Source organism: Chloroflexus sp. (assembly GCF_034432675.1).
GTDB lineage: Bacteria > Chloroflexota > Chloroflexia > Chloroflexales > Chloroflexaceae > Chloroflexus.
The window spans coordinates 1-13,819 of record NZ_DAOUBI010000131.1 but is presented as its reverse complement, the minus strand read 5'-3'; the positions used below and the strand labels follow the sequence as shown (position 1 = coordinate 13,819).

At 53.4% G+C, this 13,819-nt stretch carries 14 protein-coding genes and 2 pseudogenes; 8 read left to right on the top strand and 8 right to left on the bottom strand.

Annotated elements, in window-relative coordinates; translation table 11 throughout:
* Window positions 1-209, top strand: a pseudogene (locus tag VAE55_RS09700) (hypothetical protein); the annotation flags it as partial.
* Between the two features lie 578 nt (window positions 210-787).
* On the opposite strand, the gene VAE55_RS09695 reads toward VAE55_RS09700, so the two are convergent.
* From VAE55_RS09695 to VAE55_RS09670, 6 genes are all read right to left on the bottom strand, one after another.
* The gene (locus VAE55_RS09695; RefSeq protein WP_322815584.1) at window positions 788-1,426 is read right to left on the bottom strand and encodes a dihydrofolate reductase family protein; all 639 of its coding nucleotides are present in this window, start codon (window positions 1,424-1,426) and stop codon (window positions 788-790) included.
* Between the two features lie 39 nt (window positions 1,427-1,465).
* On the bottom strand, window positions 1,466-1,765 hold the full coding sequence (locus tag VAE55_RS09690) for a DUF1428 family protein (protein WP_322815583.1): 300 nt from the start codon (window positions 1,763-1,765) through the stop codon (window positions 1,466-1,468).
* Window positions 1,716-1,874, bottom strand: coding sequence for a DUF1428 family protein (locus tag VAE55_RS09685; protein ID WP_322815582.1), 159 nt, complete (start codon window positions 1,872-1,874; stop codon window positions 1,716-1,718). The genes VAE55_RS09690 and VAE55_RS09685 overlap by 50 nt, the downstream gene beginning before the upstream one ends.
* A gap of 12 nt (window positions 1,875-1,886) precedes the next feature.
* A complete protein-coding gene (locus VAE55_RS09680) occupies window positions 1,887-2,462 on the bottom strand; it encodes a DUF4256 domain-containing protein (RefSeq protein ID WP_322815581.1) in 576 nt (191 codons plus the stop codon).
* A 167-nt stretch (window positions 2,463-2,629) separates the two neighbouring features.
* Window positions 2,630-2,995 (bottom strand): DUF2200 domain-containing protein, encoded by a 366-nt coding sequence (locus VAE55_RS09675; protein WP_322815580.1) that lies wholly within the window; start codon window positions 2,993-2,995, stop codon window positions 2,630-2,632.
* 503 nt (window positions 2,996-3,498) lie between these two features.
* Window positions 3,499-4,095 carry a DUF4126 domain-containing protein gene (locus tag VAE55_RS09670; protein ID WP_322815579.1) on the bottom strand — a complete coding sequence of 199 codons (597 nt, stop codon included), beginning with the start codon at window positions 4,093-4,095 and terminating at the stop codon, window positions 3,499-3,501.
* A 186-nt stretch (window positions 4,096-4,281) separates the two neighbouring features.
* Between VAE55_RS09670 and VAE55_RS09665 the strand changes: the two genes are divergently transcribed.
* Window positions 4,282-6,153 (top strand): ABC transporter ATP-binding protein, encoded by a 1,872-nt coding sequence (locus VAE55_RS09665; RefSeq protein WP_322815578.1) that lies wholly within the window; start codon window positions 4,282-4,284, stop codon window positions 6,151-6,153.
* A 63-nt stretch (window positions 6,154-6,216) separates the two neighbouring features.
* Here the strand turns inward: VAE55_RS09665 and VAE55_RS09660 are convergent, their stop codons facing one another.
* Entirely contained in the window at window positions 6,217-6,393 is a 177-nt protein-coding gene (locus VAE55_RS09660) for a hypothetical protein (protein ID WP_322815577.1), read from the bottom strand.
* A 429-nt stretch (window positions 6,394-6,822) separates the two neighbouring features.
* Between VAE55_RS09660 and VAE55_RS09655 the strand changes: the two genes are divergently transcribed.
* From VAE55_RS09655 to VAE55_RS09630, 6 genes are all read left to right on the top strand, one after another.
* On the top strand, window positions 6,823-7,425 hold the full coding sequence (locus VAE55_RS09655; protein ID WP_322815576.1) for a hypothetical protein: 603 nt from the start codon (window positions 6,823-6,825) through the stop codon (window positions 7,423-7,425).
* Between the two features lie 111 nt (window positions 7,426-7,536).
* Window positions 7,537-8,253, top strand: a complete 717-nt coding sequence (locus tag VAE55_RS09650) for a response regulator transcription factor (RefSeq protein ID WP_322815575.1) — start codon at window positions 7,537-7,539, stop codon at window positions 8,251-8,253.
* Between the two features lie 7 nt (window positions 8,254-8,260).
* Window positions 8,261-9,685, top strand: coding sequence for a HAMP domain-containing sensor histidine kinase (locus VAE55_RS09645; protein ID WP_322815574.1), 1,425 nt, complete (start codon window positions 8,261-8,263; stop codon window positions 9,683-9,685).
* Window positions 9,686-10,037: 352 nt separating this feature from the next.
* Complete coding sequence (locus VAE55_RS09640; protein WP_322815573.1) at window positions 10,038-10,586, top strand: DUF305 domain-containing protein; 549 nt, start codon at window positions 10,038-10,040, stop codon at window positions 10,584-10,586.
* A gap of 369 nt (window positions 10,587-10,955) precedes the next feature.
* A complete protein-coding gene (locus VAE55_RS09635; protein WP_322815572.1) occupies window positions 10,956-11,651 on the top strand; it encodes a response regulator transcription factor in 696 nt (231 codons plus the stop codon).
* Window positions 11,648-12,787, top strand: a complete 1,140-nt coding sequence (locus VAE55_RS09630; protein WP_322815571.1) for a sensor histidine kinase — start codon at window positions 11,648-11,650, stop codon at window positions 12,785-12,787. Before VAE55_RS09635 ends, VAE55_RS09630 begins: the two co-directional genes overlap by 4 nt.
* 356 nt (window positions 12,788-13,143) lie before the next feature.
* Here the strand turns inward: VAE55_RS09630 and VAE55_RS09625 are convergent.
* A pseudogene (locus tag VAE55_RS09625) lies at window positions 13,144-13,819 on the bottom strand (Uma2 family endonuclease); the annotation flags it as partial.

Genomic DNA, 13,819 nt, shown 5'->3' with positions numbered 1-13,819 from the left:
GGGCACTATCGCGTTGCATCGCTGTCGCGAGGGTCTCACGTCACGCATGGGCAGCGGATGGTCGCAGTGGTAGCGACGGTAGCCAGTGTATTCGACCGTGGGGCAGGCTTCCAGCCTGCCAGCAGGGCCAGCATCTGCCAGCGGTGGCGATGATGCCGACACGCGGGCTGGAAGCCAGTGCCACAGGGAGCGCGTGCAGCCCGGCCTAACGCAGCGTGACATGTGGGTAATGCATAGCCCTGGGAGCGCACGCCGCCTCGCTTATTACCTCACGCAAGCCTCTCCCCCTGGGAGTGCGCCGCCTCGCTCATCACCTCACGCAAGCGTCTCTCCCCGAGCGTGCGAGCCTCCGCCTTGCTCATCATCTCACGCAAGAGCACCCTCCTGGGAGCGCACGCCGCCAGCTCGCTTATTACCTCACACAAGCCTCCCCCCCTCTGTGTCCTCTGTGCCTCTGTGGTGCATCTCCCACCACTGCAACACAACAGAACTAACATTCGGGGAAGACAACAATTTACCGACTAACGCACCTTCTGTCGTATCAGGAGATATTATCTCGGTCTTCTGTTCTCCCCTCTCCTACACCATATTCAAAGATGAACAGGCTATATGAGCAAACCCTACTTCTGCTGGAGCTACCAGGCAGGCTTACCCTCATGAACTGTCTCCAGCAGTATCTGCAAATTTTCTGGCTGTTTCGAGACGGGTTAACTTACCCGGCTTACTGCTACCCTTTAGTCAAACAAATAGCCCTGGTGTACCACGATTAACCGGCATAGCCCCCCTTTCACAGACGAACATAGCGCAGGTGCGTCGCGGTAGGGCTTTCAAGCACTCTGTCAATCCGAAACTGCGGCAGCGGCTCGTGCAGGTTCTCGAACAGACGCCGTCCACCGCCGAATAAGACCGGGATCAAAGCGATTTCCAGCTCATCAACCACACCCAGGTTCAGGTACTGCTGGATAACATTTGCACCGCCGGAAATGCGGATGTCACGCTCTCCTGCCGCTTCCCGTGCCAGCGCCAGAGCCTGTTCTGGGCCGTCATTGACAAAGTAGAATGTGGTTCCACCCGGACGTACCCAGGGATTGCGGCGCTCGTGCGTCAGTACGTACACAGGCGTGTGAAACGGCGCTTCTTCGGGCCATCCACGTTCACCACCTTCAAACATGCGCTTGCCCATGATATGAGCGCCAGTGCGCTCGAAGATGTGACGCACCATGTCGTTAACCGGGCCAGTCTCACCTCCAGTTCCCAGTTTTAGCTTCTCGCGCAGATACTGTTGACTGAGCGCCCAGGCCATCAGTGCACCCCATTTCGCGCCCCAGTTTTTGTAGGTTGGGTCGCTGAAATGCGCCATGTCCATACCTTCCGGCGCCATGAAGCCGTCGAGGCTGAGACTAATGTTGACGAATACCTTACTCATAATGTTCCTCCTGGATGCAGGATAACGATCCGATGTCACTTAGTCCTTATTCACCTCGATCAGCATGGGAGTGAAACCGCCGGCAATGAGGTGTCGACCGTCGAAGACGGAAGGCCAATTTTGAAATTGCATGCGCGGGTCGCCTGTTACCTTTGTCATCCCTGCATACCGAATAGCTTTGTCGGGCCATTCGACAAAGGACAAAACAACGGTTTCGCCCTCGCGTGCACCGGCTACTTGAAGAAAGATCGGGTATTGGCCGGCATCCAATCGTGCCTCACTCGCATGGTTATGTTGAAGCCCCAGGGCCAATGGGATCGAGCCAACCCTGGACAACACGAACGGCGCCGTATTCTCGCAACACCTGCGCGGAAATGTGGGCCAGTTCCTCGTAGGCCGTTTTGTTTTCGATAGGGACGGGGACAAGGTAGAAGTCAAAGTAGGGCATACCTGTCACTCCTCATACCCTCAGCTTTCCCCGAAAGCCCCGTGCGGCGTAGTAGGACTCAGCGCCGTTGTGGTAGGTGAAAACGTGGTTGTAGCGTCGGTCGCAGAAGAGCGCACCACCAAGCGCACGAATCTCTGGCGGAGTCATCACCCAGCTCGATGTCTTTGTATCGAACTCCCCAAGCTCTTGCAGCTTTCGATACTCCTCCTCCATCAAAAGCTCAATGCCCATTGCGGCAGCCATTTCCAGCGCACTGCTTCGCGGCTTGTGCTCTTTTCTGGCCTCGCGAGCCTCGCGGTCATAGCAAAGACTTCGACGTCCGCTCGGACTCTCCGGCGAGCAATCGTAGAAAAGGTATTCACCCGTTGTGCTGTCGTAACCAACTACATCCGGTTCACCACCGGTTCGTTCCATTTCGCTGAGCGACCAGAGCTTATCGGGATGCGCTTCGAGTCGTGCCTGCACCATCGACCAGTCAAGACCTCTGTGACGGTGCATATTCTTTTCAAAACGGGCCTTCAATGTCTTAAGGAGTTGCTCATGTTGTTCGGCTGATAGTGTGACTTTCTCTTTATGAATGTCTTGCATAACTTCATTCCACTTATGACCAATGTTCTCATCCAGATACGATACGTGATAGTGACGGAAGTGCTAATCACACTCATTGCACCACTCACAGTGCGTGGTGTGTCTTCACTGCATTATGCCAAACATCTTTACTCGTCGGCGCTTACAAAAAGGCAGGTGTAGCCCACTTACGAGGCACGGAGAATCTTCTCCATTTTGCGGCCCTTCGCCAGCTCATCTACCAGCTTGTCCAGATACCGCACCTGCTGGGTCAAGGGGTCTTCAATCTCTTCAACCCGATAGCCGCAAATCACACCGGTGATCAACGAGGCATTCGGGTTTAACGTTGCCTCGGCAAAGAAAGTTTCAAAGGTCGAATTTTCCTGGATATGCCTAAGAATGTCCTTCTCGTCGTAACCCGTCAGCCAGGTAATGATTTGATGCAGCTCGGCTCTGGTTCGCCCCTTCTTCTCGATCTTCGCCACATAGTGTGGGTAGACCGAGGCGAAGGTCATCGTGCGAATGCGTTCGTCGTGATTGCTTGCTCTGTTCATAGATGTAGAACCTACTTGATCTTGATGAATTGCGTCTAACCAGCCGGTTCATCAGACGGGTCACTGCAACCGATTGTTGGCGAGACAACCTCAAGAACATCTACTATACCCGTACATATCGGCACACCAACGCACCGGTACTGGCCCTAGCGCTTGATACCAACTCAATTTCACAGCAATGCGGCTTGATCATTACGAACAGTATAGAACATCTTTTCTATTTGTCAAGACGGCAAATCGCCATCGCCTCGCCTGATACCGGCAATGTTAAGCGGAGCGCCACATTGTTGGCAAGACAGAGCACACAACCTCATCAGCCATCGCCGATGTGAACGAATCCTTCTAGCCACCGTATCGGCGATAGAACCCGTGCAAGCTGTTGCGGATCTACGGCACAGGCCGTTGCTGCTATTGCCACCTTATATTCACTGCACTGAGTAATTCAGATCATCTTTGCCACGTATGTCCCCGGTCAACGATCAAACGCTCACAAACGCTCATCGTTACCGCACACGCGAAACACCGTTGCGCTGCGGGTTTGCTTCACGCCAGACGCGCACAGCACCGCGAATTAAACGAAAAGCAACAAACGCTAGGATCAGAGCAATAATAAACGCCAACATTGGCAAGAAGATCGATAACAGGCTGAGAACAAACGACAGCGCGTCTTCCAGAAAGCTCACAAACGAGTTGGCCGTCCCTCCTGTAGCGGCAGTCACCGCCGGACGAATACTGGTGCGCGCACTCTGGGTACCAGCAGCGGCAATGATCGCCGCACCGGCAACAACTGCTGGATGGATAGCGACAATATCACTTGAGGCAGCCAGGGCAACGATTGCGCCAGCAATTGGACTGATGACCAGACCGATAATGTGCAAGACACTATCAACCGCCGGGACTTTGTCGCCGATAAAATCGACAATGGCCAGTATCACCAGCACAATCATCGTGATCGGGTGTGAGAGCAGATCGAACGGTTCACCCAATTGAATCAGGCCAAGGCGGGAGAGAACACTGACGGTGAGGAGAGGCAGATACGCATTAAGACCGGTAGCCGTTGCCAGACCCAATGAGCTGGCCAGCGCAATGATTGTCTCCATAGCCATACTCCGCGGTTGAACGGGTTGCACAAGCGCATTATTCTTGCATGCAGAAAACCTGCGTTACCCGACTGGTAACACTCTCTGATTAAACGCGCAACCGGGTTGAAAAGTTGCGCGGCAATTAGCGTATCATGCTAACACACTGCTACCCATCCTGGGTACCACAAAGCACACGGAGATGGTATGTCTCGTCCAATTAGCGGTCGTCCGCGTCCATTCCCTGTCCGAGCACGTCCACAAACCTGGCGGCAATGGGTACGAGAGACCCGTAAAGCCTTACGCAATGTTCCCGCAGCCTTTCGCCTGGTCTGGCAGGCTGATCGTACCCATACGATTGCGATGGCATGTATCACGCTGCTGGCCGCAGGGTTGCCACTGGCGCAGGCATATATGGCTAAACAGATTGTTGATACCGTCGTTGCGGCTGTGCAACAGGGGCGCACAGCGTTGAGTAGCCTTGAGCAAACGTTGCCGTGGCTATTGGGTGAGTTCGGGCTGATTACGCTGGGAGCAGTACTGATGCAGATGCGAACACTGAGTGAACACATCTTGCATGCCCGGCTGAGCAACCTGGTCAACGTCATGATTATGCAAAAAGCGCTGCTCCTCGATCTGCACTATTTTGAAGACGCTCAGTATTATGACAAGTTACAAAACGCACGTCGCGAAACCAACTGGCGGGCCATGGCAATGGTGAACACTACATTCAGCGCCATTCAACAAATATTGACTCTTGGATCGTTTGCGGCCAGCCTGCTCTGGTTTAGCCCACTCATAGCGTTGATCTTGTTTGGCGCAACCATTCCCGCGTTTCTCGCTCAGACTCATTTTAGCCAGTTACGGTTTCGCTTACTGACCTGGCGCACACCAGAATTTCGCCGCATGCAATACCTTGAACATCTGCTGACCGTTGATACTGCGGCAAAAGAGGTAAAATTGTTTGCACTCGGTTTGCCACTGCTGCAACGCCACCAGGAACAGTATCAACGCTTCTTCACTGAAGATGCAGCCTTGGCCCGCCGCCGTTCGCTGATCAGCATGGTGTGGGGGTTCGTAGCCAGCGCTGGTTATTACGTCGCATACGGATGGATCATCTGGCAAACAGTGGCCGGCGCCATTACCATTGGCGGCATGACCTTTTATTTAACTCTGTTTCGCCAAAGCCAGTCAGTCGTGCAGACCTTGTTCGGCAATCTGGCCCAGCTCTACGAAGGTGGATTGTTTTTGGGGAATCTATTCGATTTTCTGGCGCTGGAGCCCCAGATGCGCAGTGGTCGCAACCTCCCGGTACCACGCATCATCCGCCACGGCATTGAGTTCCGTAATGTCAGTTTTCGTTATCCCGACCGGGAGGAATGGGCATTGCGCTCGATCAATCTGCACATCGCACCGGGCGAGAAGATCGCCCTCGTAGGCGCAAATGGAGCCGGAAAGACGACCTTAATCAAGCTGTTGACCCGACTGTATGATCCGACCGAAGGTCAGATTCTGCTCGATGGTGTCGATTTACGCGATTACGATCTTGAGCAATTACGCCAACGGATTGGTGTCATTTTTCAAGACTTTGTTCGCTATCAGGCTACTGCCCGCGAGAATATTGGGTTTGGGCAGATTGATAACCTGGCTAACGAACCGCGCATCCGTTCGGCAGCCGAACGGGGAGGCGCTGATGAGGTGCTGCGTCATTTACCTCACGGCTACGAGACGATGCTGGGGCGCTGGTTTGAAAATGGGGCCGAACTGTCAGGTGGGCAATGGCAGAAGATTGCGCTCGGCCGTGCCTTTATGCGTGATAGCGAAATTCTGGTGCTCGATGAGCCAACGGCTGCCCTCGATGCCGAGCGTGAATACGAAATCTTTCAGCGCTTTCGTGATTTAACTGCCGGACGGATTGCGGTGTTGATTAGCCATCGCTTCTCGACTGTACGGATGGCTGACCGGATTGTGGTACTCGAACGTGGACAGATCACCGAAGTGGGTACCCATCAGGAATTGCTGTCCCGTGATGGTACGTACGCACGGTTGTTCCACATGCAGGCAGAGGGCTATCGGTAAGCAGTGCATTTTACTGAGCGGTAAATGAACGTCCTCAGGTTCACCCTGCTTATCCTACGTTGCTCACCCTTCGCGTGAGGCGCGAAATGAAGTTGGCAGACGAATGCGGTCAGCAGATGTCGTTCGTTGGGTACACCGGCGTCGGGGACGCGACGCAAATGCGATCAGCGGCCAAACCAAAGCGGCAATCACTAGCACCAGTAAGCCTTGGATCAACATAATGAGGCTAGCCATATCCATCTTCGGGGCTCCTTACCGGATGAAGAACCATCTTACACTACCTATAAGTATACCCTAATATAGTGATTTTGCAAACCAGATACCGTAAAAACGAAGAGGATAGAAGCTGATCTGCGGAAATTCATTTCCCTGATGGGTAGCACAGGTGCAGCATTACCGTAGCATGGCTTTCCTCTTTGCGATCAGACCTGGGGATTGTTGGGTTTGCGATCCGGCGATGCTTGCAATCCATTCTGCTCGTCAACACCCACAACATCATCCGTACCATGCGCCAATAACACTGAACCCATGTTAGGCATTGAATGTATTGTCCTCACCCGACCCGCATCTTCAGGATCTCTTCAGTTTTTCTTTGGTTTCTATTCAGGCTTGATTGGTATACTGCCTTTGTCGATAGCAATGAGTGCGGTAAGGAAAGGATACAAAACGATGATACGTTATCTTGCTATTCTACTCGGCATTGCGACGCTTGGTGCGCTGACATGGCCTGCCAATGCAGTGCATGCTCGACCGGGTCAGTCCGACATTCCGATCACTGTCACCGGAACGGTCGTGTCGTTCAAATACGCGCCACGGGGCGAAATAGATGGTTTCTACCTCGATAGCGGTGTTGAAGTCCGCACACCGAAGCATTGGGAATGGGAGCTTTCCCAAATCATAACCGTCGGCTCGCCGGTACAGGTAGATGGCCGCCAGCGTATTGGCCGCCGGGGTGAAATCCACGTGAAGGCACAGGTTATTACCAACCTGACCACAAACGCCCGTTTAGTCATCGAAGAAGTAGTCAACCTGGAAGGCCAGGTGGTAAACTACACCTACAGCCGCAGTGGCCGAATTGATGGTTTCGTGCTCACTACCGGCGATGAGGTACGCACACCACCACACCTATCGGCAGCTATCACGAATACAATCCCGGTTGGTTCTGCGGTACAAGTAGCTGGTGTGCGCAAGACCGGTAAATACGGTGATGTGCATATCAAACCCGACACCATTACCAATCTTGCAACCGGTACGGTAATCGTCATTCCGTAGCAAGAAGGCAACGCTTATCGTAATACTGTCGGAAGGCTTGGATGCGACCGTGATGGTCGCATCCGAATTCCATTTCAACCGCAACGGCTACTACGAGCCAGGGGTAGTCTAATGAAATCAACAGAAACCGATCGCGAATTACACATTCTGGTTATCGAAGATGAGCCAACCATCGCCGAATCCCTCCGTGTTGGCTTAACGTATGAAGGGATGCGGGTCACTGTGACGACTGAAGGGCGAAGCGGTTTACAAGTGAGTGAAGAGCAAGAGATTGATCTGGTCATCCTTGATCTGATGCTACCCGACATCGACGGCATGGTTGTTTGTCGGCGCCTACGCGCTCGTTCTAGCACTCTACCCATCATCATGCTGACAGCCCGTGGAGAGGTGCAAGAGCGGGTACGGGGTTTACAATTAGGAGCCGACGATTATATTGTCAAGCCATTTAGCTTCGATGAATTATTAGCCCGCATCTACGCTGTCTTGCGGCGAGCCGGTGTCAGTCGGCCATCGACCGTGCTGCGGATTGCCGGTCTCACCCTCGATACCGAAACCCGGGAAGTGACGCTCCATGGTCAGCAATTAGAGCTGACCCCAACCGAATTCGCACTCCTTGAGCTATTCATGCGCCATCCCCGTCGCGTATTCACCAGAGAGACGCTGCTCGGTCGGGTATGGGGGTTCGCTTATGTCGGTGACTCAAACATCATTGAAGTTCATATAAGTAATTTACGTGAAAAGATAGGCGATCATGAGCGCAAACTCATCCGTACCATCTATGGCGTCGGCTACTGTTTACGGCCTGAAGATGAAACAGTGGTGGCATAGATTATCGTTGCGACAACGGCTGACGCTGTTGCACAGTGGTCTACTGGCCTTACTTTTATGTCTACTTGGTTTTGGCTTCTACCTCGATATACGACAGTTTCTCTTCGAGAGCACCAATCTGCGGATTCGAGCACAAGCCAAACCGGTGATCGAACACTACCTGTTTGAGCGCCCAGAACCAGCTATACAGCTGCCGTTGATTGCCGAACAACTGAGCCGTGATCTGACATCGCGCGATACCACCGCTCTGGTCTTCGATCAGGCAGGCATGTTGTTAGCCAGCGGTCGTCGATTACCAGAAGAGCCGCCAGCTCAACCGGTCGAAGCTTCGTACATACGTTTGGCACTGGCTGGCTACAACAACGTGAACGTTATTCAGGATGATGGCGAGCAGCGGATGCTGAGCCTGTTGATTCCACTACGCCCAGCACCAGGAGCACCCGAAGTTTTTGGCGTGGTCCAAATGAGTACCCCCTTAAACCCAATTGAGATGACCCTGCAACGCCAAAGTATATTTATTATGTCAAGTATTGTTATTGTTCTTCTGGCAGGCAGTTTTACCGGCTATTGGCTCACCAGCTCGACGCTACGGCCATTAAGCGACTTAATTGTTGCCTGTCAGAAGATTGCCCAGGGAAATCTCCGCCAGCGCGTACCGGTGATTTCGCCGCCCGACGAGATTGGAAAGCTGACTCAGGCTTTTGACGAGATGGTTGAGCGTCTGGAACAAAATTTTCAGGCTCAACGACGCTTTATCGCCGATGCTGCTCACGAGATGCGTACACCGCTAACCGCATTACGTAGTGGGCTAGAGGTGCTGTTACGCGGTGCCCAGGATGACCCGCAAACGGCCTTCCGCCTGATCCAAAGTATGCATCGTGACGTTGTCCGCCTGTGCAATGTCAGTGAACAGTTACTCGACAAAGCCCGCTACGAGTCGGGGTGCTCATTGAACATTCAACCGGTTACAATGACCGATTTTTTCGGCGAATTTACCGCTCAGACCCGGCTCTTAGCCGGCGAACGACAGGTAATCCTCGAAAGCGGAACACCCATTCAGGCCTGGATCGAGGGCGACAGTGTCAAACAAGCGCTGTTCCACCTGGTTGATAATGCAATTCAACATACAGCACCGAACGGTACTATTCGGATAGGTTGGAAGGTTGATCAACAGCAGTTGTACTGTTGGGTGAGCGATAACGGCGAAGGGATTGCCGAGGCCGATCTGCCCCATGTCTTTACCCCATTTTATCGAGGTGACCGCTCCCGTTCGCGCCGAACCGGCGGTACTGGCCTGGGCCTCACGCTGGTGCAGAGCGTTGTCCACGCTCACGGTGGTGAGATTGCGATTTCGAGCCGGCAAGGTGAGGGGACAATAGTGACGATTATCCTTCCACTTACACCACCCAAGGCAAACCATAGCAGAACTTAGAATATGTTATATCAAGTTACGATTGGAAGTGAAAGGGTGTGAGAACTACACCCTTTCACCATATCACTTTCGATCAGGCGACTAACGCACTATCACGATGGCAAATTGACGTACAAACCCTGCCACTGCCGTCGCAAGGTACTACGTTGATGCGATTGCAAACAGTAATAGTCTAAGGCTTCGGCGTGTTCTCAGATATTTAGGAGTGATGCACATTTCCAGAAGTGGTTCTCATTGCAAGCCAGAATCGCTTCTAAGCAATCATTAAACAACGCTTGAACAAATCTTGAGCTTCATTCTGCATACTGGCCCTACAGAATTCAGTAATGACATGTTTATGCAGAGGTGGTAGATGCAGCGACTGTTTGTGTTCTTGCTAGTGATCCTGGCTGCGTGTAGCCAGTCAACACCCGCAACCTCAATGAGTGGTATGGATCACTCAACAATGCCAATGGCTCATGGCAATCAGCCGTATGATGCCCTGTTCATTGATAGCATGATCGTCCATCACGAGGGCGCGGTCACAATGGCCCGCCAGGCCTTGCAAGAGAGTCAGCGCGCCGAGATTCGGCAACTGGCCGCGGCGATTATCGCGACCCAGGAAACCGAGATTGCCCAGATGAAAGCGTGGCGAAAGGCCTGGTATCCCGATCTGCCACCAACCACCGGTATGACGATGGAGATGGGACCAATGACAGTTGCCGGCGGTGATGCACCGTTTGACCAGCGTTTTATCGAAGCAATGATTCCTCACCACGAGGGTGCGATTGCAATGGCTCGTGATGCACTGGAAAAAGCCGAACATGCCGAGATCAAGACGCTGGCCGAGGCGATTATCTCTGCTCAGGAAGCAGAAATTGCCCAGATGCGCGAGTGGCTGCGCACGTGGTTCGGCAAATAGAAACCTGTGCCTGTGACCGGATAAAGAGACCAAATGTGGGCAGTGTCGGGCGGTAGGTCAGCTTTGTCTGTGACTGAATAGCGCAAGACACTGCTCTCACTTTTTTCTCTCTGCTGACTCTTCGTCACAGCACAACGACTCCCCTATTAGTAACGGCATAGGTACTCCTCTTGTTCAATCAATCACAGTCCTGGCCGAATGTAGCAACGTCTTTAGTACATAGATGGGACGAATTGGCAGGTTCTCGACGCAGAACATCTTCATTGTTCACACCAGCACAACAGTTTGTTATGATGCTGGCAAGCTAATCTCTCTGTTCAAAGCGAGAGAACGTAGCGTTGGGTAATTGGACTATAGCGCGGATTGACCATGCATACACCTCTGATCCTCATTGTTGATGACGAGAATCGGTTGCGTGAACTTATTCAGCGCTACCTAATTCAGGCTGGGTTTCGCGTCGCACATGCCGGCGACGGTTTGAGTGCACTTGCCCAGGCCAGAACACTCCACCCTGATCTGATCATCCTCGATCTGATGTTGCCGACGCTCGACGGTTTTGAGGTCTGTCGCCGGTTACGAACATTTTCTGATGCATATATCTTGATGCTGACTGCAAAAGTAGAGGAACCTGATCGCGTCAAAGGGTTGGAGGTTGGGGCTGATGATTATCTGGTGAAACCCTTTTCACCACGCGAATTAGTAGCCCGTGTACGAGCCATGTTTCGGCGTCCCCGCCAATCAGGGTATGTCGATGAACCCTCGACAATGACGGTTGGGCCACTCACCATCGATAGCGCATCGCATACTGTGCGATTAGATGGAGCGCTCATTAATCTGACCCCGTTAGAATATCGTTTGTTAACCATACTGACTGCTGCTCCTGGACGGGTCTTCTCACGCGCCCAATTGCTAGATCAGGTTTGGGGGAACAATTACTTCGGCGACGAACACGTTCTGGAAGTACATATTGCGAATTTACGTAAAAAATTAGGCGATGATCCGGCATGCCCCCGCTTTATCTTTACCGTCCGGAGTGTTGGTTATCGATTTGGAGAACGAACGTGAACGGCTGGCTGAAGCGTGGTGGATTACGCCACCGTCTGTTATTGTCCCATCTGCTGACCATTGCTGCCGGTGCGCTAACCCTCTTGACGATCACGATCATCTTTGCCCCCGGCTTACACGATCAGTTGATGATCGCCTGGTTAGGGCCGCACTGGACTGAGACGGCTGACACGAGTATGGTCGAGATGGAACGTGCAACCAATGCGATTTTTACGCTGGCCATGATACAGGCATTGACCATTAGCAGCGGCGCAGCGGTCACCGTCGCGATCATTGTGAGTCTGGTTGCCTCGCGACAGATTATGCAACCCATTGATCATCTGTTGCAAACTACACGTCGAATAGCTGCTGGTCACTATGCTGAACGGGCACCACTGCTCGGAGATCGTGAACTGACACGCCTGGCTGCCCAGTTTAACCTGATGGCCGAAGCTCTTGAACGCGCCGAACAGCGTCGAGTCGCCCTCATTGGTGATGTTGCGCACGAGCTACGCACCCCACTGGCAACCATTGCCGGCTATGTTGAGGGAATACTGGATGGCGTTGTTGAAACTGATGAGGCAACCTGGGCTCTCGTTCTCGACGAAGTCAACCGTCTACGACGATTAACCGATGATCTCCAGCAGCTATCGCGGGTAGAGTCGCGCCAGATCACGCTCGCACCGACCCCGGTAGACCCGGCTCATCTCATCGAGGCAGCAGTAACGCGACTGATCCCTCAGTTCACGGCCAAAAACATTGAGCTACACGTGAACATCGAGCCACACCTACCGCCGGTATGGGCAGATAGTGACCGCATCCTGCAAGTTCTGATCAACCTCTTAGGCAATGCGTTGCAATACACACCGGACGGCGGACGGGTTGTAATCGGGGCAGAGCATGCAGGCGAGGCTATCCGCTTTTTGGTGCAAGACAGCGGGATTGGCATTGCCACCGAACACCTACCTCATCTGTTCGAGCGTTTTTATCGGGTTGATAAGTCACGTACTCGTGCGACTGGCGGCGCAGGTATTGGCCTCACCATCTGCAAGGGACTTGTTTCAATGCACGGTGGACAGATTTGGGCTACCAGTACCGGGCCGGGGTGTGGTGCGACTTTTTACTTCACGCTTCCTCTCTACGGACATCACGAGTAAGAAATGATGTAGGCAATAGCTGTCAACCTGCCACATCGTTTCTTGCGAGCTGTTTTGGTCATGCCACAGGCAAGAAAGCAGTAACTGGAAGATATATGATGCATCCGCACAGAGATGCGCTGCCGGGTTATCCTTGCAATCAGTGATATACGTGTTACTTACCCGACTTACAGCAGCTATGCTTCCATAGCCGGTATGATCCGTTCTGGATAGGAGAAAACGAATTTACCTACCACTGGTAGCGATCGATAACACTCGACTCTTGTGCGCTCTCGTCATAATCAGATAGCAGATAACACAATAACACAATCGCTGCGGTGAGATTGTCTGTTTGTTTCTCCGTATATCCCACCCCTTCACACAACCTTCTGACGATATGTCAGGCCACTGCTAATGTACCGCGATGCACATAGTTCTACCCTTCCCCGCAGCCAACGCAACTCTGCCTCAAGCTCGCGTAAACGATCCTCAACCTCAGCCCGCGCAGCCGCTTCTGCCGCCCGTGCTTCTACTTCACGGCGGTCCTGTTCCTTAGCCACCGCTCGTGCCTCCACTTCGCGCCGGACTTGGGCTTCAGCTGCCGCTCGTGCCTCTGCTTCGCGCCGGGCTTGGGCCTACGCCGCTTCCGCCTGCTCCACGACCGCTGGGTAGTTCCCCATCACCTCCCCGCTCGTTGTAGCACACCACGTGGTCATCCGCGATCCCCAACCACAACCCGGCAATCTCCAGATACACCCGCCCCTGCTCGTCTGGCGGTTGCATCACGTAGCGCTGTCCCACCAGTCGGTAGTTCACCAGCCGCAGCGGACGCGGCTCTTCTCGCGCCCGCTGATCCACGATCACATATTGCGCTACCCTCGCCCGTGCCTAGTGCGCAACTTTGTGCACCAGATCGTTCTCGCGGGTCTCCGGCGAGGTGATTTCGATGCTCAACGCCGGACGCCGCCCCTCCTGCGGGACATCGAACGTGCTCCAGTCGCGCCGTTGGCTGAGGCCGGGAATGACCATCACGTCCGGGCCGTGGGGCCGCGG